Origin of the sequence: Flavobacterium aquatile LMG 4008 = ATCC 11947 (assembly GCF_000757385.1) — a bacterium.
GTDB classification, from domain to species: domain Bacteria; phylum Bacteroidota; class Bacteroidia; order Flavobacteriales; family Flavobacteriaceae; genus Flavobacterium; species Flavobacterium aquatile.
Window position 1 is genome coordinate 45084 of the sequence record NZ_JRHH01000001.1, and the last position, 21551, is coordinate 66634.

The 21551-nt window shown below is 33.8% G+C and carries 23 protein-coding genes; 5 read left to right on the forward strand and 18 right to left on the reverse strand.

Annotated elements, in window-relative coordinates; all coding sequences use genetic code 11:
• Nucleotides 1–154 precede the first annotated feature (154 nt).
• On the forward strand, nucleotides 155–1783 hold the full coding sequence (locus tag LG45_RS00215) for a hypothetical protein (RefSeq protein WP_035123270.1): 1629 nt from the start codon (nucleotides 155–157) through the stop codon (nucleotides 1781–1783).
• Between the two features lie 78 nt (nucleotides 1784–1861).
• On the opposite strand, the gene LG45_RS00220 is transcribed toward LG45_RS00215, so the two are convergent.
• The 8 genes from LG45_RS00220 to LG45_RS00255 all read right to left on the reverse strand — a co-directional run bounded on the left by LG45_RS00220 (nucleotide 1862) and on the right by LG45_RS00255 (nucleotide 5825).
• The gene (locus tag LG45_RS00220; protein WP_035123272.1) at nucleotides 1862–2389 is read right to left on the reverse strand and encodes a YceI family protein; all 528 of its coding nucleotides are present in this window, start codon (nucleotides 2387–2389) and stop codon (nucleotides 1862–1864) included.
• 324 nt (nucleotides 2390–2713) lie between these two features.
• Nucleotides 2714–3244 (reverse strand): NADPH-dependent FMN reductase, encoded by a 531-nt coding sequence (locus LG45_RS00225; protein WP_035123274.1) that lies wholly within the window; start codon nucleotides 3242–3244, stop codon nucleotides 2714–2716.
• A 1-nt stretch (nucleotide 3245) separates the two neighbouring features.
• Complete coding sequence (locus LG45_RS00230; RefSeq protein ID WP_052087424.1) at nucleotides 3246–3458, reverse strand: putative antibiotic biosynthesis monooxygenase; 213 nt, start codon at nucleotides 3456–3458, stop codon at nucleotides 3246–3248.
• Complete coding sequence (locus LG45_RS00235; RefSeq protein ID WP_035123276.1) at nucleotides 3442–3678, reverse strand: (4Fe-4S)-binding protein; 237 nt, start codon at nucleotides 3676–3678, stop codon at nucleotides 3442–3444. The genes LG45_RS00230 and LG45_RS00235 overlap by 17 nt, the downstream gene beginning before the upstream one ends.
• A 2-nt stretch (nucleotides 3679–3680) precedes the next feature.
• The gene (locus tag LG45_RS00240; protein ID WP_035123278.1) at nucleotides 3681–4088 is read right to left on the reverse strand and encodes an OsmC family protein; all 408 of its coding nucleotides are present in this window, start codon (nucleotides 4086–4088) and stop codon (nucleotides 3681–3683) included.
• A 2-nt stretch (nucleotides 4089–4090) separates the two neighbouring features.
• Nucleotides 4091–4372 (reverse strand): GNAT family N-acetyltransferase, encoded by a 282-nt coding sequence (locus LG45_RS00245; RefSeq protein ID WP_035123280.1) that lies wholly within the window; start codon nucleotides 4370–4372, stop codon nucleotides 4091–4093.
• Nucleotides 4373–4453: 81 nt separating this feature from the next.
• A complete protein-coding gene (locus LG45_RS00250) occupies nucleotides 4454–5170 on the reverse strand; it encodes a pirin family protein (RefSeq protein ID WP_035123282.1) in 717 nt (238 codons plus the stop codon).
• A 79-nt stretch (nucleotides 5171–5249) separates the two neighbouring features.
• Nucleotides 5250–5825 carry a Crp/Fnr family transcriptional regulator gene (locus tag LG45_RS00255; protein ID WP_035123283.1) on the reverse strand — a complete coding sequence of 192 codons (576 nt, stop codon included), beginning with the start codon at nucleotides 5823–5825 and terminating at the stop codon, nucleotides 5250–5252.
• Between the two features lie 64 nt (nucleotides 5826–5889).
• Between LG45_RS00255 and LG45_RS00260 the strand changes: the two genes are divergently transcribed.
• Nucleotides 5890–6447, forward strand: coding sequence for a sugar O-acetyltransferase (locus LG45_RS00260; RefSeq protein WP_035123285.1), 558 nt, complete (start codon nucleotides 5890–5892; stop codon nucleotides 6445–6447).
• 29 nt (nucleotides 6448–6476) lie between these two features.
• On the opposite strand, the gene LG45_RS00265 is transcribed toward LG45_RS00260, so the two are convergent.
• From LG45_RS00265 to LG45_RS00280, 4 genes are all read right to left on the reverse strand, one after another.
• Nucleotides 6477–6806: a DUF6370 family protein gene (locus tag LG45_RS00265; RefSeq protein ID WP_035123287.1), complete on the reverse strand. Its 330-nt coding sequence runs from the start codon at nucleotides 6804–6806 to the stop codon at nucleotides 6477–6479.
• A gap of 11 nt (nucleotides 6807–6817) precedes the next feature.
• On the reverse strand, nucleotides 6818–7981 hold the full coding sequence (gene purT / locus LG45_RS00270; protein WP_035123289.1) for a formate-dependent phosphoribosylglycinamide formyltransferase: 1164 nt from the start codon (nucleotides 7979–7981) through the stop codon (nucleotides 6818–6820).
• 175 nt (nucleotides 7982–8156) lie between these two features.
• Nucleotides 8157–9344 carry a pyridoxal phosphate-dependent aminotransferase gene (locus tag LG45_RS00275; protein WP_035123291.1) on the reverse strand — a complete coding sequence of 396 codons (1188 nt, stop codon included), beginning with the start codon at nucleotides 9342–9344 and terminating at the stop codon, nucleotides 8157–8159.
• Nucleotides 9345–9415: 71 nt separating this feature from the next.
• Nucleotides 9416–10516 carry a fatty acid desaturase family protein gene (locus LG45_RS00280; protein ID WP_035123292.1) on the reverse strand — a complete coding sequence of 367 codons (1101 nt, stop codon included), beginning with the start codon at nucleotides 10514–10516 and terminating at the stop codon, nucleotides 9416–9418.
• Nucleotides 10517–10624: 108 nt separating this feature from the next.
• Between LG45_RS00280 and rsmG the strand changes: the two genes are divergently transcribed.
• A complete protein-coding gene (gene rsmG / locus LG45_RS00285) occupies nucleotides 10625–11254 on the forward strand; it encodes a 16S rRNA (guanine(527)-N(7))-methyltransferase RsmG (protein ID WP_035123294.1) in 630 nt (209 codons plus the stop codon).
• A gap of 62 nt (nucleotides 11255–11316) precedes the next feature.
• Here the strand turns inward: rsmG and pruA are convergent, their stop codons facing one another.
• The 3 genes from pruA to LG45_RS00300 all read right to left on the reverse strand — a co-directional run bounded on the left by pruA (nucleotide 11317) and on the right by LG45_RS00300 (nucleotide 14956).
• Nucleotides 11317–12945 (reverse strand): L-glutamate gamma-semialdehyde dehydrogenase, encoded by a 1629-nt coding sequence (pruA, locus tag LG45_RS00290; RefSeq protein WP_035123296.1) that lies wholly within the window; start codon nucleotides 12943–12945, stop codon nucleotides 11317–11319.
• 308 nt (nucleotides 12946–13253) lie between these two features.
• Nucleotides 13254–13640 (reverse strand): Co2+/Mg2+ efflux protein ApaG, encoded by a 387-nt coding sequence (gene apaG, locus LG45_RS00295; RefSeq protein WP_035123297.1) that lies wholly within the window; start codon nucleotides 13638–13640, stop codon nucleotides 13254–13256.
• Nucleotides 13641–13708: 68 nt separating this feature from the next.
• A complete protein-coding gene (locus tag LG45_RS00300) occupies nucleotides 13709–14956 on the reverse strand; it encodes a type IX secretion system plug protein (protein ID WP_035123299.1) in 1248 nt (415 codons plus the stop codon).
• 168 nt (nucleotides 14957–15124) lie between these two features.
• Here LG45_RS00300 and LG45_RS00305 point away from each other — a divergent pair, with 168 nt between their 5' ends.
• Nucleotides 15125–17938, forward strand: coding sequence for a M16 family metallopeptidase (locus tag LG45_RS00305; RefSeq protein WP_035123300.1), 2814 nt, complete (start codon nucleotides 15125–15127; stop codon nucleotides 17936–17938).
• A gap of 69 nt (nucleotides 17939–18007) precedes the next feature.
• Here the strand turns inward: LG45_RS00305 and LG45_RS00310 are convergent, their stop codons facing one another.
• The 3 genes from LG45_RS00310 to map form a co-directional block, all read right to left on the reverse strand.
• Nucleotides 18008–18778: a class I SAM-dependent methyltransferase gene (locus LG45_RS00310; RefSeq protein WP_035123302.1), complete on the reverse strand. Its 771-nt coding sequence runs from the start codon at nucleotides 18776–18778 to the stop codon at nucleotides 18008–18010.
• Nucleotides 18779–18817: 39 nt separating this feature from the next.
• Nucleotides 18818–19228 carry a GxxExxY protein gene (locus LG45_RS00315; RefSeq protein ID WP_052087425.1) on the reverse strand — a complete coding sequence of 137 codons (411 nt, stop codon included), beginning with the start codon at nucleotides 19226–19228 and terminating at the stop codon, nucleotides 18818–18820.
• 64 nt (nucleotides 19229–19292) lie between these two features.
• Entirely contained in the window at nucleotides 19293–20108 is an 816-nt protein-coding gene (map, locus tag LG45_RS00320; protein WP_035123304.1) for a type I methionyl aminopeptidase, read from the reverse strand.
• Between the two features lie 158 nt (nucleotides 20109–20266).
• On the opposite strand from map, the gene LG45_RS00325 reads away from it, so the two are divergent.
• On the forward strand, nucleotides 20267–21541 hold the full coding sequence (locus LG45_RS00325) for an acetyl-CoA hydrolase/transferase family protein (RefSeq protein WP_035123306.1): 1275 nt from the start codon (nucleotides 20267–20269) through the stop codon (nucleotides 21539–21541).
• Nucleotides 21542–21551 lie beyond the last annotated feature (10 nt).

Here is a 21551-nt window from a genome sequence, read left to right on the forward strand (position 1 = left end):
AAAAAGAAAAGGATTTCCATTGCAATCGAGGCTATTTGGCACTCTTTATTGATGCTATTTCAAAGTTTCAAAACATAAACTGTTTAAAAAAAATTCATATTGTAACTTTATTTTAACATTTACGTCTAATAAGAGAACAAAAATCAACCCAGTCATGAAAAAAATTAAAGCTATTCTACTACTAGTTATTGTTGCTTTTTTACTGTTTTATCTTAATCTTCCTGTATTGAATTACGGATTTATTGCTTTGCCAATTATTCTTTTAGTAATTACAGTAATTGGAGTTTTTATTTTCACACGATTTAAAGTGGTGAATGAAAAGAAAATTCAATTGGTTGAAAAACCAAGCAAAATCTTTTTTGTACTAATTGGTTTGCTTTTGTTTTATATGATTGTGTTTCCGTTATTCACTAGTCTTCCAATGTTTCGAAGTCAAGCTTATAAAAATTTGATAGGAAAAGTAGCTGATGGAACAAAGATTTCCAATCATATTGCTCCGATTTCTATTGATGAAATTCGTGTGGTTGATGAAAATTTAGCGTATTTGCTTGGTGAAAAAATATTGGGTTCGCAACCAGCTTTGGGAAGTCAGGTGGAGTTAGGCCATTTTTGTATTCAAAAAGTAGGTGAAGATTTATATTGGGTTGCACCACTTTTGCATTCAGGTTTTTTCAAATGGATCAATAATCAAGAAGGAACTGCTGGTTATGTTATGGTTTCTGCAACCAACGAGCGCGATGTGAAATTGGTTCAGAATATTGCTGGAAAAAACATCAAAATTAAATACCAACCCGAAGCTTTTTTTGGAAGTCAAATAGAACGTCATTTATATTTTAATGGTTATGCCACTGTCGGATTGGCCGACTACACGTTTGAAATTGACGATAAAGGAAATCCGTTTTGGGTTGCAACAAAATATAACAAAAAAATTGGTTTTGCCGGAAATGATGCCATCGGAATTGTAGTTGTTGATGCTCAAACTGGAACTATGACCGATTACAAAATAGCAGAAGCTCCAAAATGGGTTGACAGAGTGCAACCTATTGATTTTATTGAAGATCAATTGAACGATTGGGGAAAATACGTTCATGGTTATTGGAATTTTTCGAATGCTGATAAATTACAAACTACAGAAGGATTGACCTTGATTTATGGTGAAAACAACAAATCGTATTGGTACACCGGATTGACTTCTGTAGGAAAAGAGGAATCAGCTGTTGGATTTGTTTTGGTGGATACTCGAACTAAAGAAACAACATTTTACAAACAAAGTGGCGCCACAGAATTTGCAGCGCAAGGTTCGGCAGAAGGAAAAGTTCAGGAAAAAGGATACAAATCGTCATTGCCAATTCCATATAACATTAACAATATTCCAACCTATGTAATGACATTAAAAGACGATGGAGGTTTGGTAAAAATGTATGCCATGGTTGCCATAAGTGATTATACCATAGTTGGCGTTGGAAACTCGATGCGTGAAGCGTTAACTTCGTTTAAAAGTGCGTACAACATGACTGGAAGCAAATTGAATTCGTCTAGCTTAACCAATAAAAAACAATTAAAAACGGTAGTAACTAGAATTACAAACGATGTGAAAAACGGAAATAGTTTTTACTATTTTACAACAAAAGATTATCCAAATATTTTTGTAGGTTCATCGCAAATATCCAATCAATTGCCGGTGACTATTGTTGGTGATAGTATTAAAGTTTCGTTTGATGTTGATAATGAAGAAGTAATTGATGTTTCTACATTTGAAAATACTACGATGAAGAAAAAGTAGTATTAAAAATAATAGTAAAACAAAAACCCTGAACTTCATTACGAAATTCAGGGCTTTTTCATCTAATCAAAAAAGTATTTATTGTTGTAAAAATTGTAATTCGATGTTTAATTTCACTTCTTCGCTTACTAAAACACCACCTGTTTCAAGAGCAGAATTCCAGGTTAAACCAAAATCAGTACGGTTTATTTTTCCAGTAGCATTCAATCCTACTTTGGTGTTTCCCCATGGATCTTTTAATAATCCGCTTACTTCTGTATCTAGTTTTACGGTTTTTGTAATTCCGTTAAGTGATAATTCTCCTGCTAATTCGTAATCGTCACCTTTTTTTACTAATGATGATGAAACGAAAGTTAGTTTTGGATTTTTTTCGGCATCAAAAAAGTCAGCACTTTTTAAGTGATTATCTCTATCTGAATTACCAGTGTTTATTGAATCGATATTGGCTGAAAATTCAATTGAAGCAGTTGAAAAATCGAAGTCTTCGGTTGTAATTGTTGCATCATAAGTATCAAATTGACCTGATACATTGGTAAACATCATGTGTTTTACTTTGAAACCTACTTCTGAGTGTGTTGGATCGATTGTCCATTTAGTTGTTGCCATAATTTTATTTTTTTAATTTTATTTTTTTAATTTGATGGTACAAAGTTACAACCGTTGTAAAGATGCATTACTTAACCTAGATTAAGAAATGGTTGTTGTTATGCTAAAGTTTAGCCCAGATAGTAGCGAAAAGCTTTTTACAAAGAAGTGCCAATTTTTCTTGACATAAAAGAGCGCCCATAGAAGCTCCTTTTATGGCTTAGAAAAATGGTGCTTCTTTGTAAAAACTTGCAGCGTATAGCTGGATTAGCTTCTAATGATAATTGTACAAATAAAAAAAGTGATACTTTTTACAATATCACTTTTAAGTATGTTTGGATGAATTTAGTATTCGATGGAATCTACAATTTTAAGTAAATCCTTTTTCAAATCTTCGTTGGTTATTCCTTTTTCGGCATCGAAATTGTCGTTGAAGCTTGGCAAAGAAAAGCTACCTTTTACTATTGCACCTTGAAACGGAAAGCGTTTGTTGGCGATTTCTAAAACCGAACTTCCGCCGCGAGCGCCAGGAGAAGTTGCTAGTAAAAGCACTGGTTTTTCTTGAAAAGTTTTTCTGTTGATGCGCGACATCCAGTCGAAAATGTTCTTAAAAGCTGATGAATAGGCGCCATTATGTTCGGCAAAGGAGATGACAATTAAATCGGATTCACCAATTTTTTCATAGAAATCGTGTGCCAATTGCGGAATTCCATCTTCTTTTTCTTTGTCCATAGAATAGATTGGCATTTCGAAATCGTTGAGGTCTAAAAGTTCAACTTTAGCATTTTTAAATAAATTGGCCGCGTATGTTGCAAGTTGTTTGTTGATGGATTTTTTGCTTGATGAAGCTCCGAAAGTGAGTATTTTTTTTGTCATATTATTTGTGTAACCAGTTTTTCATAATTTTTCCCAGTAAAGGTAATAATATAAATACCATTAACGGAACTAAAATTCCTGTCATGATTAATGTTCGAATTGCTAATGGTAGGTTTTGAATGCTATCTCCAAGTAGGAACGAAGCCAAGGTGATTGCAGGATATATTGCGATCCAAACCATTATGGCAAATTTCCATTTAGGCGGTTGTTTCATTGTTTAAATAGTAAGTAAGTGCGCCCGAAGGACATTTTTTTACGGTTTCAATTATTTTATCAGTCGTAGAATTTTCGGGCGTAATCCAGGGTTTTTCTTTTGGTTTAAAAACATCGGGATTGTTTTTCACGCATTGTGCGGCATGAATACACAAGTTATTTTTCCAGACAATTGTTACTTCGCCATTGCTGTATTCTTTGGTTAAATCGTTAGCGTCCATAGTTATAGTTGGGTATTTATGGTTATTTTATTTTTTAAAATTTTAGAAACCGGACATTTTTCGGCAATTAAGAGCAATCGTTCTTTTTGTTCGTCAGAGATTTCTGTTGAAAAAGAAAGGCTTCTTGAAATGGTTGTTTCTAGTTCTGGCGAATTTTCCTGAGACATATTTAGTACAATATTTATTTCAGGAATATCCCAACCCTTTCTGTCAATATACATTCGTAAAGTGGATAAAGTACAGCCAGCTAATGAAGCCAAAAGTGTTGTGTATGGATCTGGACCAAGGTCTTTTCCTTCGATACTTTCGGGTTCGTCCATCAGGAATTCACCATTGCGCCATGAAATTTTGCACAAATATTTTTGTGTTCCAATGCTTCCTGTGATGTCGTTTTCTAATAAGTTTGCCATAATTATAATACGTCTCTAAATTCTGGAGTTTTATCGAAAACACTTTTGGCAAATGGACAAAGCGGAATTATTTTGATGCCTTTATCGCGAGCATATTCAACCGCTTTTACTACCATTTTTTTACCAAAACCTTTTCCTTCGTTTCCCGGATTTACTTCGGTATGATCAATAATGATTTTGTCTTCGCCAGCAAAAACAAAGGTCATCATTGCTTCGTGTTTTCCATCAACATCAATGTAAAAAACACCGTTTTTATCATTGATTTTTAATTGTACATCGTTCATGGTTTTATTTTTTTACTGCAAATTCGCAAAATAGGTAATTCGAAAATTTGCGGTTATTATTATTTTATATCTAATATCTAGTTATTGTTCCATTGGAATTTCCATCAATAAAAACTTAGCGTCTGTTGAAGCTTTTATTTCTAATGTTTCAAAGTCTGTAATTCCCAATCCATCGCGAGTTTCTAGTTCTTGTCCGTCAACAGTTATTGTTCCTGAGATTACAAAAACGTACATTCCGTTTCCAGCTTTTTTAATTTGATACGTTTTAGAGAAATCTTTGTCAAAATCAGCTAAATGAAACCAAGCATCTTGATGAATCCAAACTCCTTCATCGTCGGCATTTGGAGAAAGAATTTGAGCAAAATTATTTTTTTGTTTGGTTACATCTAAAGTAATTTGTTGGTATCTCGGTTCTACATTTCGAACTTTAGGAAACAACCAAATTTGAAATAATTTTGTTCGTTGATCAGCATTTGGATTGAACTCGCTGTGTTGCACTCCAGTTCCTGCACTCATTACTTGAACATCACCAGTTTTTATGGTTTCAGTATTCCCCATACTGTCTTTATGTGCCAAATCGCCTTCTAACGGAATGGTAATAATTTCCATATTATCGTGTGGATGCGTTCCAAAGCCCATTCCAGCAGCAACTGTATCGTCGTTTAAAACACGTAAGGTTCCAAATTGAACTCTTTCTGGATTGTACCAACTTGCGAAACTAAAACTATGGTATGCGTTTAACCAACCATGATCGGCGTGTCCTCTTGTATTTGCTTTGTGTAAAACTGTATTTTTCATCGTGATATAAATTTAGTAATTATTATGATACAAATTTACATTCGATAGCCTCAAAAGTCACTTAATGTAGGTTAAGAAATTATTTTCGAAGCATTTTGCTTTTCATTTTACTAAAAAACTCAGGCGTAACACCAATGAATGAGGCGATTTGTTTTTGAGGAACTTTCTGCACCAAAGTTGGGTGTTTTTTGCAAAATTTTTCAAATCGTTCTTCTGCAGTCAAACTTAAATTATCCATTAATCGTTCTTGATTGGCAATTAAGGAATTTTCGATTAATATCCTGAAAAAGCGCTCCAACTTTGGAATTTCTAGATACAATTGCTCTTGGTTTTCTTTACTTAAAACTTCAACTTCAGAGTCTTCTAAAACTTCAATAAAAAGATTACCACGTTTTTGCGAAAGCAAACTATACATGTCTCCAATCCACCAACCTTCGCATGCAAAACTCAAAACGTGTTCTACAATGTTGTCATTAATATTGAAACTTCTTAGTAGTCCCGAATTTACAAAATAGCCTTCTTTACAAATCTCGCCCGAACTTAAAAGTATTGTTTTGGCTTTAAAATATTTGGTTTCTATTTTAGACAAAAATAAAGTTTCTTCTTCTGGAGTTAAAGAAATGATTTTGGAGATGTTTTGGATAATTGGTTTCATTACATCAAAAATACAATTTTAATTTTACAGAAATACTATCTTTGGTTTATTGATTAAATCGATTATGAAAACCGAAAAAGAAAAAATGTTAGACGGAGAAATATACTTCGCCAACGATAAAGTTTTAGTTTCCGAAAGAACTTTTGCAAAGAAATTATTACATAAATTAAATGTAACCGAATATTTAATGAATGGAAATGCAAGAAACATTTTACGTCAGCTGATGCCAAATGCACACAAAAGACTTTACATTGAGCCACCATTTCATTGTGATTATGGTTACAATATTCATTCTGGTGAAAATGTCTATTTTAATGTAAATTGTGTGGTTTTAGATACTATGAAAGTTGAAATTGGAGATAATGTTTTCTTTGGCCCAGGTGTTCAAATTTATACAGCAACACATCCGATTGATGCGATTGAAAGACGAACAGTTGAATTTTCTAAACCAGTTTCTATAGGAAATGATTGTTGGATAGGAGGAAACTCAGTAATTCTTCCTGGTGTAAAAATTGGAAATGGAGTAACAATTGGAGCAGGTTCTATTGTTACAAAAGATATTCCAGATAATTCACTTGCAGTTGGAAATCCTGCTAAAGTGATTCGGAAGTTGAATCAATAAAAAAGCGGAAAATTAATTCCGCTTTACTATTATTTTTTTTGTTCTTGTGGTAATAACTTAAATGAAGTTGCCACATATTTATCATTGACAATTTCTCCCGAAACTTCTGCTTTTCTTATAGCAGAACAAAATCCGTCCGCAGCATGTGCATCGCCATGATCGTCTAGTTTTGTTCCTTCAACGAAATAGCTTTTTCCGTCCATTCTAACGGCTAAATCACAGCCACTTTTAGATTTCATTCCAAACTGGCATTGTCCGCATGAAGCTTCTACAATTTTTGTTTTTGGAGTTTCTTTTTTGTCTTGTGCAAATCCTAAACTAAAAGTTAGGATGAATAATAAGGTTACAATTGATTTCATATATATCTATTTTAATAGTTTATAGTTATTAATTTCGCCGCGCTTTTTGCTTTCTCAACCACTTCTTCAATTGGTGTTTCCAATGTGTCATTTACTAAAGAAACGCCCATTCTTCGGTAAGGTCTTGAAGTTGGTTTTCCAAAGATACGAAAATCTGTTTTTGGTAAAGCCGTAATTTTTTCTAATCCAGAAAAAGTAGGATTTGTAGAATTCTTTGAAGCTAAAATTACTGCACTAGCTCCATTTTTTTCTAAGGTAATTTCGAAAATTGGAAGACTTAAAATCGCACGAAGATGCAATTCAAACTCGTTGAAGTTCTGTGTTCCAGCAAGTGTAACCATTCCAGTATCGTGTGGTCTTGGTGACAATTCTGAAAAATAAACACCATCATCAGCTAAGAAAAATTCTACACCAAAAAGTCCTGCGCCACCAAGAGCTTCAGTAACTTTTTCTGCCATATCTTGAGCTTCAAACAAATCTTTGTCAGAAATTCTCGCTGGTTGCCAGCTTTCTTGATAATCACCACGTTCTTGTCGGTGACCAATTGGTGCACAGAAAAGTGTAGGATTGTTGTTTTGAGTTACTGTTAATAAAGTAATTTCTGAATTGAATTTGACAAAGGCTTCTACAATAACTTCTACCACATCACCACGCGAACCTTCGACTGCGTAATTCCAAGCTTTTTCGATATCTTCTTGAGATTTTATAGTAGATTGTCCTTTTCCAGACGAACTCATTAATGGTTTTACTACACACGGAATTCCAACTTCTTCAACCGCTTTTTGTAATTCTGATGCTGAGGTTGCATATCTGTAATTGGCCGTTTTTAGTCCGAGTTCTTTGGCAGCCAAATCGCGGATTGCTTTTCTGTTCATGGTAAAATTTGCCGCTTTCGCTGATGGAACAACGGTAATTCCTTGTTTTTCGTAGTCATAAAAACGTTCGGTTCTTATGGCTTCAATTTCTGGAACAATGAAATCGGGTTGGTGTTTTGCTATAATTCTATCTAATTCTGAACCATCAAGCATGTTGATTACTTCAAAATCATGTGCGACTTGCATTGCTGGAGCATTTTCGTAATTGTCAACTGCGATTATCGTTTGACCGATTCGTTGGGCTGCGATTACAAATTCTTTACCTAATTCTCCTGATCCTAATAATAGTATTTTTGCCATTTTTAAATCTGATGTTGTATTTTATTCTATGGTTGCGTTAGGGATTGCAGTGGAAATCCTTTATTTTTTTCCTTTAAAAAAATAAAGATTGCAACGGAAAGCCCGACCTGAAAGGTAACGCCCAAATAAAAATTGTAATTAAAAAAGCCCCAATTTTACTTGAGGCAATTGTGATTTATGCTAAAACTTCTTTGATTCTTTTCATTGCTTCGGTCAATAATTCTTCGCTGGTTGCGTAAGAAAAACGGATGCAATTTGGGTTTCCAAAAGCGTCACCAGTTACTGTTGCAACGTTGGCTTCTGAAAGTAAATACATAGAGAAATCGTCGGCATTGTTGATTAAAGTGCCGCGTAATGTTTTTCGGAAGAATGATGAAACGTCTGGAAAAACATAAAATGCACCTTCTGGAACATTGATTTTTAATCCCGGAATTTCTTTGATTAATCCAACGACTAAATCGCGACGACTTTTGAATGCTGCAACCATTTCGTTAAGTACGCTTGGATCGGCATCAACTGCTGTAATTGTTGCTCTTTGTGCGATAGAATTTGCTCCAGATGTTACTTGACCTTGCATTTTTGTACAGGCTTTGGCGATGAATTCTGGTGCGCCAATGTAACCAATTCTCCAACCAGTCATGGCGAAAGCTTTGGCAACTCCGTTAACGGTAATCGTTCTTTCAAACATTCCTGGAATGGAAGCAATGCTACAAAATGTACCTGAGAAATTGATATGTTCGTAGATTTCGTCGGCTACGATATAGATGTTTGGATATTTTTTTAATACTTCGGCAATGGCTGTAAATTCTTCACGAGAATAAACAGAACCACTCGGATTACAAGGCGAACTGTACCAAATCATTTTAGTTTTTGGCGTGATTGCAGCCTCTAATTGTTGTGGTGTGATTTTGAAATCATTTTCGATTGATGTTGGAACTTCTACTGGAATTCCGCCCGACATTTTTACGATTTCTGAGTAAGAAACCCAGTATGGCGCTGGAAGAATTACTTCGTCTCCATCATTTAACATTACTTGAGCAACGTTGTATAAGGATTGTTTCGCACCAGTAGAAACTACTACGTTTGCTGGTTTATAATCTAAATTGTTGTCTCTTTTGAATTTTCTGCAAATGGCTTCTTTCAAATCCATGTATCCATCAACTGGAGAATAAGTTGAGTAGTTTTCGTCGATGGCTTTTTTTGCTGCTTCTTTGATAAAATCGGGTGTGTTAAAATCGGGTTCACCCAAACTTAAACTGATAATATCTTTTCCTTGTGCTTTTAATTCTCTTGCCAAAGCAGCCATAGCAAGTGTTTGAGAAGTTGATAAATTGTTAATTCTATCCGATAATGAATTTTCCATAGTTGTGTTGTGTGCTGTAAATTGTTGTAAATAAAAAAGACGTACAAAAATACGTCTTTAGAATTAATTTTTTATGCTGAAAGCAAAGGTTTTTGTCCTAAATCTTTCAGATGTTTGAAATGTGCAATAACGGCACTTCTCATAGTTTTGAATTCGTGGTAAGGTAAGTTACATTCTTTGGCAGTTTCTTTTACAATTTCTGCAATCTTACCGTAGTGAACGTGACTGATATTTGGAAACAAATGGTGTTCTACTTGATGATTTAATCCGCCAGTGAACCAGTTTACAATTTTATTTTTTGGAGCAAAATTCGCCGTTGTGTACAATTGGTGAATTGCCCACGTGTTTTCCATTTCGCCATCTGCATTTGGAACAGGATTGGTAGTTTCATCAACGACATGTGCTAATTGGAATACGATACTTAAAATCAAACCAGCAGTATAATGCATCACAAAAAATCCGATTAAAACTTGCCACCATACAATTCCTAAAATCATTGGGATTGCTAACCAAATGGAGAAATAAATTACTTTAGTGATGATTAAAGTTGTCCATAAAATTTTAGGACTTTTCGCTTCACCGTAAGATAATTTTCTTCCTAAATATGCTTTCATCTGTTTGAAATCGGTAGTAATTGCCCAATTGAAGGTTAGTAATCCGTATAAGAAAACTGAATAATAATGTTGGAATTTGTGGAATCTGTGCCATTCTGCTTCTTGTGTAAAACGAATTACACGACCTGCATCTAAATCTTCGTCATGTCCGTGGATATTGGTATATGTATGATGTAAAACGTTGTGTTGCACTTGCCAGTTATAAACGTTTCCTGCTAAAATATAGATGCTACCACCCATAAATTTGTTAATCCAGGATTTGTTAGAGTACGAACCGTGATTTCCGTCGTGCATAACGTTCATTCCGATTCCTGCCATTCCGATTCCGGTTACAATTGACAGCAATAAAAATACCCAAAAAGGCATATTGGTAAGCGTGATTATTAAAAAGTAAGGCGCAAGAAAAACGGTGAATAGGATGACAGTTTTTAAGTGTAGTTTCCAGTTTCCAGTTTTTTCAATTTTATTCTCTTTGAAGTAAGCATTAACTCGAGAATTTAATGTTCTAAAGAACTTCAAACTGTCTTGTTTAGAGAATGTTGGCATTGTTGTATTCATAAAAAGATATAATTTTTACAAATATAAAAATTAATAGGATTGCACAAGTGTTAATTATTTAAAAAATAACATTTTCAAATTGTTTACTTTTGTAAAAAAAATAAAATCATGGAAGAAATTCTAAAGCAATTTCCAAATCTAACCGATATACAGAAGCAGCAATTTGAAAAACTAAACGAATTGTACCACGATTGGAATGCCAAAATCAATGTAATTTCTAGAAAAGATATTGATGAATTGTACACTAAACACGTTTTACATTCATTAGCGATTGCGAAGATTCAGCCGTTTGAACCTGGAACTTATGTTTTGGATGTTGGAACAGGTGGAGGTTTTCCTGGAATTCCATTGGCAATTTTATTTCCAGAAACTCGATTTTATTTGATTGATGTAATCTTGAAAAAGATAAACGTAGTTAAAGCTGTTGCGGAAGGTTTAGAATTGAAAAATGTAAAAGCAGAACAAATTAGAGCCGAAAATGTAAAAGGCGATTACGATTTTATTGTAAGTCGTGCGGTTACCAATATGCCCGATTTTGTATCTTGGATAAAAGATAAAATTAAGAAAACCAATAAACACGAACTTAAAAACGGAATTTTATACTTAAAAGGTGGTGATTTAACCGAAGAATTAAAAGATTTTCCAAAAGCAACCGAATATAATATTTCAGAGTTTTTTAAAGATGAATTCTTTGAAACTAAAAAAGTAGTGCATTTGCCTTTGAAGTTTAAAGCTTAAAATATAAAAACAAAAAAGTCCAAACTATTAATTTGGACTTTTTTTTGCTTCTTACTTAAAATTTATTCTCCTAAAAACGGATATCTATAATCTTCCGGAGTTACAAAAGTTTCTTTGATGGTTCTTGGTGAAACCCAACGCAATAAATTTTGCATTGAACCAGCTTTGTCGTTAGTTCCAGAAGCTCTTGCACCTCCAAATGGTTGCATTCCTACAACAGCACCAGTTGGTTTGTCGTTGATGTAGAAATTTCCTGCCGCATTTTGTAAAGCTTCAGTAGCTTCAACTGTTGCATAGCGATCTTGACTGAAAATGGCTCCAGTTAAAGCATATTCAGAAGTTCCGTCAATTAATGCTAAAGTTTCATGCCATTTTGCGTCTTCATATACATAAATCGTCATTACTGGACCAAAAAGTTCAGTTTCCATTGTCGAGTATTTCGGATTTGTTGTTACGATAATAGTCGGTTCAATAAAATATCCTTTCGATTTATCATAATTTCCTCCAACGATGATTTCTGCATCAGCATCATTTTTCGCCTGATCGATATATTTTGCTAATTTGTCAAATGAACCTTCGTGAATTACTGCTGTAATGAAATTACCAAAATCTTCTGGCGATCCCATTTTCATAGATTTTACATCAGTAATTAATTGTTCTTTCACGGCTGGCCATAAACTTTGCGGAATGTATCCACGAGATGCTGCCGAACATTTTTGTCCTTGAAATTCGAATGCACCACGAGTAATTCCAGTAACTACTTGTTTTACATTAGCTGATGGATGAGCTAAAACGAAATCTTTTCCGCCTGTTTCTCCAACAATTTTTGGGTAAGTTTTGTATGTGTGAATGTTGTTTCCGATTTTTTTCCAAATTTCTTTGAAAACAAAAGTAGAACCTGTGTAGTGAACTCCAGCAAAATCTGGATGAGCCAAAATCGTATCGGTAATCATTACTGGATCACCAAAAACAACGTTGATAACGCCATCTGGAACTCCGGCTTCTTTAAAAATATCAATAATAATTTTTGCAGAAAAAACTTGACTATCACTTGGTTTCCAAACTACAGTATTTCCCATTAAAGCCGCACTCGCAGGAAGATTAGCAGCAATGGCAGTAAAGTTAAATGGTGTAATTGCGTATATAAATCCTTCTAATGGACGGTATTCTACTTTATTCCAAACATCTGAATTCGATGCTGGTTGATCTTGGTAAATTTGCGTCATGAATTCTACGTTGTAACGTAAAAAGTCAATTAACTCACAAGAAGCATCAATTTCGGCTTGGAAAATAGTTTTAGATTGTGCAATCATGGTTGCAGCGTTGATTCTTGCTCTGTATGGTCCAGCAATTAATTCGGCTGCTTTTAAAAAGATGGCTGCTCTGTGTTCCCACGGCATTTGTGACCATTTTTTTCTTGCTTCTAATGCTGATGCGATTGCTTTTTCAACATGTGCTTTTTCGGCAAGATGATAGGTTCCAACGATGTGCTTGTGATCGTGTGGCGCCGACATTGTTTTGGTATTTCCAGTTTTAATTTGTTCAGAACCGATGTACATTGGAACGTCAATTGTTTCGTCCCACATTTTTTTATAGGCCGCTAAAACTGCTGCTTTTTCTGGCGAATTTGGAGCATACGATTTTACCGGTTCGTTGACCGCTTTGGGTACGTTAAAGAAACCTTTTGGCATAATATGTTGTATTTGAATGTTAGAGTTTTAAATAATTGAAATTATAGTCATTACGAATTATTTAATAGAATACAAAAGTACAAAGGTTTTTTTAAATTTTTGATAACAAGAGTTACAAAATTTTCCCAAATCACTTATGATTATGATTGGTTTAGCCCTGATAGTAATGGAAAGCTTTGTGAAGGAAAAAACTATTTTTTCTTGACAAAAAACTGCGACCAAAGAAGCATGTTTTTTGGCTTAGAAAAAAAGTTTTTTACAAGCAAACTTGCAATGGATAGCAGGAAATAGCTTCTAAAAAATAACTATTAATTTAAAGCATAAGGTGCGCTCAAGCGAAATGTGGGCACAATTACTTTAAAGTTTTTAGTAGTAGTAAAATTAATCATGTTGAAAAATCCGCGCATAGCTCCGTGAGGAGATGAAAGAAGGCAACCCGAACTGTAAGTATGTGATTCTCCTGGTTTTAAAACTGGTTTTTTTCCAATTACACCTTCGCCATCAACTACTTCTATGTCGTTTAGTGAATCAAAAATTTCCCAGTGACGTGATGTTAATTGTACCGAATCTTTGCTGTGATTTTCAATAGTTATCTCGTAGGAAAAGGCAAAATGTATCTTGTAGTTTTTGAAGTAAGTGCCTTCAAAACTAGTATTTACAGATATTTTTATGCCTCTTGTGATTTGAGAAACCATAGTGAAACTTTTTGTAAAGTTACAAAAAATACTAAATAAACAAATGTGATTTTATTGTTAAAGATTTTTTAATTGATTATGTCTACGGAAGTTGCGATTCCTTTTCCGATAACACGATCGTATCTTTGGTTATTTTCACGGTAATAAATGATGGCGCTGTAGTTGTTTTCTGTTTGATAAAAATTACCATCGATTTCATTTTCTTCGTCTAATTCTCCTTTACTGTCGGCAATTACATATTTGTAGTTGGTGAATCCTTGTTTGATCATTATAGCTTTTTCGTAGACTTTTTTCTTTGGGTTGTATTCCATTTTGTTTTCGTCTATGAGCGCATAATTATTGAACATTCCAGAGATGTAAATACTTTTATTAGCGAAAAAAGCCGGTGCGGAAAGTGAGAAATAAACCCAAGCATAATCGGCTTCTATTTCGGGATTTTCTTTATTTAAAGAATTTACCAAGAAATTTCCATTGATGTCTGGCCAAAAAGTATATGGATTTTTGGCTCGAGATGCATTAGTATAAAGATAGGAATTGTATAATCCGCCAGTTGAATTTACATATTCAATGCTGTTGTTTGCACCTAGAATATTTTTGTTTTCGAAGAATAAATATTCGTTTCCAGCCCAAAACTGTGTTTCTTTATCGTATTTGTAAATTAAGTCGTTACCAATTGTGAACATCGGTTTTATGTTGGTAATAGCATTGTCAAATCGGCCGTTTTGCATCAACAACACTTTCACATTTTGAAGCGGACTTTGGAAATTAATTACAGTTGATTTCACTGAGAATTCGATGTTGTGTTTTTGTTCTACATCACGAACATCACGTGCGCGTTTTACTTGCATTGGAACGGAAACTAGGTCTTCATAAAGAATTATTTTGCGAGAAAAAACAACATCTCTGTTTTCATCTAAAATAGAAATTATGTAGTTTCCGCTTACTTTTAACTGAGTGAATCTATTTGGGAAACTTATTCTGTAATGCGAATATATTTGCAAGGCATTAACCGAATTTGTGTAATCTATAATTCGTTGGTCATCGAAACCTCCAAGATACTCATTTCTTGATAATTGTGATTTTTTCCAGTTGTAATCACAATGCGTAATGGCGTAGTAATAATTGTCTTCTGTTCCATGTAAATCATCAAATTGAAGTTGAAATGTATCACCAAATCTAAAAATAGGAATGGTGTTTTGTCCGCCTTGAACAAAGGAGATTGTTTTAATATGGTATGGTGGATTAATTTCTTTTTCTTGGGAGAAAATAATTGATGTAACTAAAAAAGAAAAAAAGAGAAATAATTTATGTTGCATTGGAGTCGTAAATTATAAGAATTGTAAATATAACAATTATTATTATCTAATATTGTGCCGAGCAGTAATTTCTAATTTATGATTTTGTAAATTTTTGTTAAATGTTTTATAATAAATGAGTTGGTTTTGAGTTATGTAATACATTTAGTACAAATAAATTTATACACCATGAAAAAAATTAAAAAAGCAGTGCTCTTTTTAATGGTATTTCCATTATCATTAGTTGCACAGGATTTTAAAGGAGATGAAAAAATCCCTTTTGATTCTAATGTAAAAACCGGTAAACTTAAAAACGGCTTAACGTATTACATTAGAAAGAATTCGAAACCCGAAAAGAAAGTAGATTTGCGATTGGTTATCAACGCAGGATCTATTCTTGAAACCGATGAGCAAAGAGGTTTGGCTCACTTTATGGAACATATGTGTTTTAATGGCACAAAACGTTTTCCTAAAAACGAATTGGTAGATTATTTGCAAAGTATTGGAGTAAAATTTGGGCAACACTTAAATGCTTACACAAGTTTTGATGAAACGGTTTACTTTTTACCAATTCCATCTGATAGTCCTGAAAAGTTAGAAAAAGGATTTCAAATTATTGAAGATTGGGCTTTTAATGCCAATTTAACTCCTGAGGAAATTGATAAAGAACGCGGTGTTGTTCTTGAAGAATACAGATTAGGTCTTGGTGCAGACAAACGAATGATGGATCGCTATTTGCCAAAAATGATGTACAACTCACAGTATGCAGAGCGACTTCCAATTGGAAAAAAAGAAATTTTAGAAAAGTTTACTTACGATAAATTAATCAGTTTTTATAAAGATTGGTATCGTCCCGATTTAATGTCGGTTATCGTAGTTGGCGATATTGATGTTGCCGAAATGGAGAAAAAAGTAATTGCTCATTTTGCAAATTATAAAAATCCTAAAAACGCTAAACCACGAAAAGTTTACGAAGTTCCAAATCACAAAGAAACATTCGTTAGTATAGAAACCGATAAAGAATCGTCTGACGCACAAGTGCAACTTCTTTACAATGATATGGAGAAACCAAAACCTACTGTAACAGTAAATGATTATAGAAATGACTTGGTTAAAGGATTGTTTACTACTATGTTAAATAACAGATTGCAAGAGTTAACCAATGCTCCAAATCCACCATTTGTTTACGGATATTCGTATCACGGTGGAACTTATGCTAGAACAAAAGAAGCATACCAATCATTTGCAATGATGTCTGAAGATAAACAATTGGATGCCTTAAAAGTTTTAGTAACTGAAAATAACAGAGCAAAGAAATTCGGATTTACACAGAGCGAATTAGATAGAGCGAAAGCTGAAACTATTTCAAATTACGAAAGATCATTTAAAGAAAAAGATAAAACCAATTCTGTGAATTTTGTATCAGAATACCAATCTTATTTTCTAGAAAGTGTTCCTGCTCCTGGAATTGAATGGGAATTTGACGCTGTAAAAAAGATGCTTCCTACAATTACTTTATCTGAAACTAATGGATTAATCAAAAATTTCATTAAAGATGAAAATAGATTCGTTTTGTTAACTGGTCCAGAAAAAGAAGGTTTGAAAAAAGTTACCGAAGCTGAAGTTTTAGCTGTTTTAAATGCAAATGATTCTGATATTACTGCTTACAAAGAAACAGCTCTTGCTTCAAGTTTGATTAGAAAAGAGATAAAAACTGGTTCGGTTGTAAAAAAAGAAACTAATGCTAAACTTGGAACTACAACTTTAGTTTTATCAAATGGAGCGAAAGTGACGTATAAAAAAACCGATTTTAAAAACGATGAGGTTTTAATGGAAGGTATAAGTTTTGGTGGTTCAAATTTATATAGTAATGAAGAAATTAAGAAAGTTCAGTTTGCCAATGGTGGTTTGACCGAAGCAGGTTTTTCTGGATTAAAGAAAAATGATATTGACAAATTTATGTCGGGTAAAATTGCTAATGTATCTCCTTACATCAGCGGTGTGACTGAAGGTTTAAGAGGAAGCACAACGCCAAAAGATTTGGAATATTTATTTCAAATGACACATGCTTATATGACCGATTTGAATTATGATAATGAGGCTTTTGAAAGTTACAAACAAAAACAATCGGCTTTTTTCAAGAATTTATCGTCGCAACCTAATGTGTATTTTCAGCAAGAGTTTTATGGTTATTTGATGAAAGAAAACCCAAGATTTATCGGAATTTTCCCTGACGAAAAAACATGGTCAACTACAGATTATAAATTGGCTTATGATAAATATAGAGAGCGTTTTGCAAATGCTGCAGATTTCGAATTTTTCTTCGTTGGAAATGTTGATGATAAACAAATTGAAGAATATTCTGCAAAATATATTGCGTCGTTGCCTTCCAATACAACTAAAGAAAAAGCAGTTGATTTAGGAATCAGAATGTTGAAAGGCGACTTGAAAAAAGTAGTTAATAAAGGTTCAGATCCTAAAAGTAATGTGACAATTATGTACTATGGTGACACAACTTATTCACCAAAAGAAGCAATGGCAATTCAAGCTTTGGGTGAAGTTTTGACTATAAAATTAATTGAAGAATTAAGAGAAAATGAAAGTGGCGTTTATGGAGTTTCTGCTAGAGGAAGCTTAAATAAAGTGCCAAACGGATCATATAATTTTAATATAGGTTTTCCATGCGGACCAGAAAATGCTGAGAAATTGACAGCTTCTGCTTTAAATGAATTACAAAAAATTATCGATAATGGTCCAGATGAAAAAGACGTAGCTAAATTTAAAGAAGGTGAAATTGCCGACTTTAAAAAAGACAGTAAAGAAAACAGATTTTGGTTGAGTAATTTTACAAAAGCCTACACGTTTTCATCGTCTGCTGAGGAAGTTCTATCAATGGAAGAAAGAATCAACAGTGTTACAGCTAAAGAAATTCAGGATGTAGCTAAAAAATATCTAACGAAAGATAAAGTTGTTGGGATTCTCATGCCAGAAACGAAACAATAGGTTTTATTTTAAAACTAAAAAAACCCTGTTAATGTAAAAGTTAACAGGGTTTTGTTTTTTATATCAGAATTATTTAAAACAAACTGGAATAATTTCTCCTTTTGCTAAACAATATTTTTCGACTAATTCTGGTGAAAGTTTAGATGTATAATCTTCTTCAATAACTCTAAAACCAATGCTTCTTAATTTGTCAAAATAATCTCTTCCGTAAACACGAACGTGATCGTATTGTCCGAAAATTTTGGCTCGTTCTTTTTGGTCAACAATGGTGTCGTCAGAGAAAGTTGTTGCACGAGATAAATCTTGTGGAATTTGAAAGATTCCCATTCCGCCTGGTTTTAAAACTCTGTACAATTCTTGCATCGCTTTAGTATCGTCTGGAATGTGTTCTAAAACGTGGTTGCAAAAAATAATATCGTATTGATTATCTTCAAATGGCAAATTGCAAATATCTGCTTTTACATCTGCCAAAGGTGAAAGTAAATCGGTTGTAGTATAATCGATATTTTCTTGCTTCTTGAAACGCTTGTAAAATTCTTGTTCTGGTGCAAAATGAAGAACCTTTTTCTTTTCTTTTGAAGTAAAAAAATCGGTTTCATTTTGTAAATACAGCCACAATAAACGATGTCTTTCTAATGATAATGTGCTCGGAGAAAGAACGTTATTTCTCTGATTTCCGTATCCATAAGGCAAAAACATTCTAAAGCTTTTTCCGTCAATAGGATCAGTAAAACGATTTCCTTTTAGCAAAAATGCCAAAACAGGCCGCACGACAATACTCATTCGAATCAATATCGGACGAGGAATAGTATTTAATATGAACTTGAATAGTTTCTTCATTTTTTGTTTCGCAAAGATTCACAAAGGAGACACAAAGTCTCACGAAGGAGTATTTATAAATCGTTTTATGTTGTTTCGTAAAATTTTAGAATTAAAGTTAAAAAGTAATCCTAATGGATACTTTCCAAGTTTTAAATACGTTAAAATTTGAGCGTAATGAACTGTTGTGAAATTTTCAACTGTCTTCAATTCTATAACCAATTTATCTTCAATTAAAAGATCGATTTTATAGCCGTGATTAAGTTCAATGTCTTTATATTTAATAGGTAAAAGTTTTTCTTTCTCAACTTTTAAACCTGCATTTGTAATCTCAAATAATAAACATTCTTGATATGCTGATTCTAATAGTCCTGGACCAAGAGTTCGATGAACTTCAATAGCAAGACCAATAACTTTATAGGCTATAGCTTCTAAATCAGAATCGATCTTATTTATATTTTCGTCTATCATTTTTTCGCGAATCTTTGTGTCGCTTTTGTGAATCTTAGTGAATTAAATAAAATTCATGTAAAATCTACAGTGTATAATGATTTCTAAACTCCTTTTCCTCATCACTCACAATTCCCAATGCATCATAAATGTATTTGAAAGTCGATAAAATTTCTGGTTTTCCGTCAATTAAGGCAACGTCATGCTCAAAATGAGCACTTGGTTTTCCATCGGCAGTTAGAATTGTCCAACCGTCTTTTAATTGTTTGATGTTTTTTGTTCCCATGTTAATCATTGGTTCAATCGCAACGACCATACCTTCAACAAACATTTTTCCACGACCGCGTTTTCCATAATTTGGCATTTCTGGATCTTCGTGCATTTTCTTTCCTAATCCGTGACCAACAAGCTCACGAACCACGCCATAACCATGATCTTCACAATATTTTTGAATAGCATTTCCAACGTCTTCCACACGGTTTCCAGCGCGAAATTCTCTAATTCCAACATACAAGCTTTCTTTAGTTACCTGAAGCAATTTTTTCACATCCGGAGCTACTTCGCCAATTTCAAAACTATACGCATGGTCACCATAAAATTCGTTTTTCAAAACACCACAATCTACCGAAATAACATCGCCTTCTTGCAATGGAGTAGTATTTGGAATTCCGTGAACTACTTGCGCATTCGGACTCATACACAACGAATTTGGGAAACCATACATTCCTAAAAATCCTGGAACTCCGCCATTGTCTCTTATATATTCTTCGGCTAATTTATCTAATTGTAAAGTAGTTACACCTGGCTTAATCACTTTTGCAATTTCGCCCAATGTTTTAGAAACCAACAACGCACTTTCGCGCATCAACTCAATTTCTTCTCTTGTTTTTGGAATAATCATTTTTCAAATTTTGTGATTGCAAAAGTAGTGAAAAGTGTTTAGTAATTATAATTCAAATTTTCTAATTTGGATTTTGTATATTGGAATTTGTTTATACATGAGTTTTATCATGTTTTTTCAAAATTTCCGATTTTAACTTTGCGTAAAATTTATTAGGTATGAGTAAATATGTAACAGCCCACGAAGCTGTAAAAGTCGTAAAATCTGGAGATAGAGTTTATCTTCAAGCCGCAGCTGCAGCACCAACAATATTAGCCAACGCATTAACAGAAAGAGCATCAGAATTAAGAAATGTAGAAATTTGCCATCTTCACACCGAAGGCGAAGCGCGTTATGCCAACCCAGAATTGAGAGAAAGTTTTCACGTGAATTCGTTTTTTATTGGAGCCAATGTGCGTCACACTTTAAGAGCAGGAAATGGCTCGTACACGCCAGTTTTTTTGAGTGAATTACCCCATTTATTTCGTAAAAATGTTTTGCCACTTGATGTTGCTTTCATCCACGTTTCACCACCAGACAGACACGGTTATTGTTCGCTTGGAGTTTCTGTAGAAGCTTCGGTTGCTGCAGTTGAGAACGCTAAAATTGTAATCGCGCAAGTCAATCCGCAGATGCCGAGAACTTTTGGTGACGGAATTCTTCACGTTTCCGAAATTGATTATTTAGTTGAGGTTGATGTTCCTATTTATGGACATGCGCCGGTTCCGTTTACCGATGATGAAGAGAAAATTGGTATGCATATTGCCTCTTTAATTGATAACAAAAGTACGCTTCAAATGGGAATTGGTTCGATACCAAATGCAGCTTTGAGCAAATTAAAAAACCATAAAGATTTAGGTTTGCATACAGAGATGTTTTCTGATGGCGTTATCGATTTAATAGAAAATGACGTTATCAATTGCAATTATAAAGGTACTTTACGAGGTCGAGCTTTGGCAACTTTTCTTATCGGTTCCAAACGATTATATGATTTTGTAAACGACAATCCGTTCATCGAAATGAAAGAATCTTCCATGGTAAATGACACGGCTCGAATTAGAAAAAACCCAAATATGATTGCTATAAATTCGGCTATCGAAGTAGATTTAACGGGTCAAGTTTGTGCCGATTCTATTGGTCCACAAATGTATTCTGGCGTTGGCGGACAAATGGATTTTATTCGTGGCGCATCATTAAGTCCGGGCGGAAAAGCCATTATTGCATTGCCGTCAACTACCAAAAATGGGGTTAGTAGAATTGTTCCTTTCTTGAAACAAGGCGCAGGAGTTGTTACCACAAGAGCGCACATTCACTACGTAATTACCGAAAACGGAATCGCCGATTTATACGGAAAAACACTAAAACAACGTGCCGCAGAGTTGATTCGAATTGCGCATCCAAATCACCAAGAAAGCATCGAACGAGAATACTACGAATTATTTAATAAAATGTAGGAGCGAATGG

Bases quoted from the DNA above. Each gene is read 5' to 3' on its own strand.
- LG45_RS00215 (WP_035123270.1), top strand. From the start codon at position 155: ATGAAAAAAATTAAAGCTATTCTACTACTAGTTATTGTTGCTTTTTTA.
- LG45_RS00220 (WP_035123272.1), bottom strand. From the start codon at position 2,389: ATGGCAACAACTAAATGGACAATCGATCCAACACACTCAGAAGTAGGT.
- LG45_RS00225 (WP_035123274.1), bottom strand. From the start codon at position 3,244: ATGACAAAAAAAATACTCACTTTCGGAGCTTCATCAAGCAAAAAATCC.
- LG45_RS00230 (WP_052087424.1), bottom strand. From the start codon at position 3,458: ATGAAACAACCGCCTAAATGGAAATTTGCCATAATGGTTTGGATCGCA.
- LG45_RS00235 (WP_035123276.1), bottom strand. From the start codon at position 3,678: ATGGACGCTAACGATTTAACCAAAGAATACAGCAATGGCGAAGTAACA.
- LG45_RS00240 (WP_035123278.1), bottom strand. From the start codon at position 4,088: ATGGCAAACTTATTAGAAAACGACATCACAGGAAGCATTGGAACACAA.
- LG45_RS00245 (WP_035123280.1), bottom strand. From the start codon at position 4,372: ATGAACGATGTACAATTAAAAATCAATGATAAAAACGGTGTTTTTTAC.
- LG45_RS00250 (WP_035123282.1), bottom strand. From the start codon at position 5,170: ATGAAAAATACAGTTTTACACAAAGCAAATACAAGAGGACACGCCGAT.
- LG45_RS00255 (WP_035123283.1), bottom strand. From the start codon at position 5,825: ATGAAACCAATTATCCAAAACATCTCCAAAATCATTTCTTTAACTCCA.
- LG45_RS00260 (WP_035123285.1), top strand. From the start codon at position 5,890: ATGAAAACCGAAAAAGAAAAAATGTTAGACGGAGAAATATACTTCGCC.
- LG45_RS00265 (WP_035123287.1), bottom strand. From the start codon at position 6,806: ATGAAATCAATTGTAACCTTATTATTCATCCTAACTTTTAGTTTAGGA.
- purT (WP_035123289.1), bottom strand. From the start codon at position 7,981: ATGGCAAAAATACTATTATTAGGATCAGGAGAATTAGGTAAAGAATTT.
- LG45_RS00275 (WP_035123291.1), bottom strand. From the start codon at position 9,344: ATGGAAAATTCATTATCGGATAGAATTAACAATTTATCAACTTCTCAA.
- LG45_RS00280 (WP_035123292.1), bottom strand. From the start codon at position 10,516: ATGAATACAACAATGCCAACATTCTCTAAACAAGACAGTTTGAAGTTC.
- rsmG (WP_035123294.1), top strand. From the start codon at position 10,625: ATGGAAGAAATTCTAAAGCAATTTCCAAATCTAACCGATATACAGAAG.
- pruA (WP_035123296.1), bottom strand. From the start codon at position 12,945: ATGCCAAAAGGTTTCTTTAACGTACCCAAAGCGGTCAACGAACCGGTA.
- apaG (WP_035123297.1), bottom strand. From the start codon at position 13,640: ATGGTTTCTCAAATCACAAGAGGCATAAAAATATCTGTAAATACTAGT.
- LG45_RS00300 (WP_035123299.1), bottom strand. From the start codon at position 14,956: ATGCAACATAAATTATTTCTCTTTTTTTCTTTTTTAGTTACATCAATT.
- LG45_RS00305 (WP_035123300.1), top strand. From the start codon at position 15,125: ATGAAAAAAATTAAAAAAGCAGTGCTCTTTTTAATGGTATTTCCATTA.
- LG45_RS00310 (WP_035123302.1), bottom strand. From the start codon at position 18,778: ATGAAGAAACTATTCAAGTTCATATTAAATACTATTCCTCGTCCGATA.
- LG45_RS00315 (WP_052087425.1), bottom strand. From the start codon at position 19,228: ATGATAGACGAAAATATAAATAAGATCGATTCTGATTTAGAAGCTATA.
- map (WP_035123304.1), bottom strand. From the start codon at position 20,108: ATGATTATTCCAAAAACAAGAGAAGAAATTGAGTTGATGCGCGAAAGT.
- LG45_RS00325 (WP_035123306.1), top strand. From the start codon at position 20,267: ATGAGTAAATATGTAACAGCCCACGAAGCTGTAAAAGTCGTAAAATCT.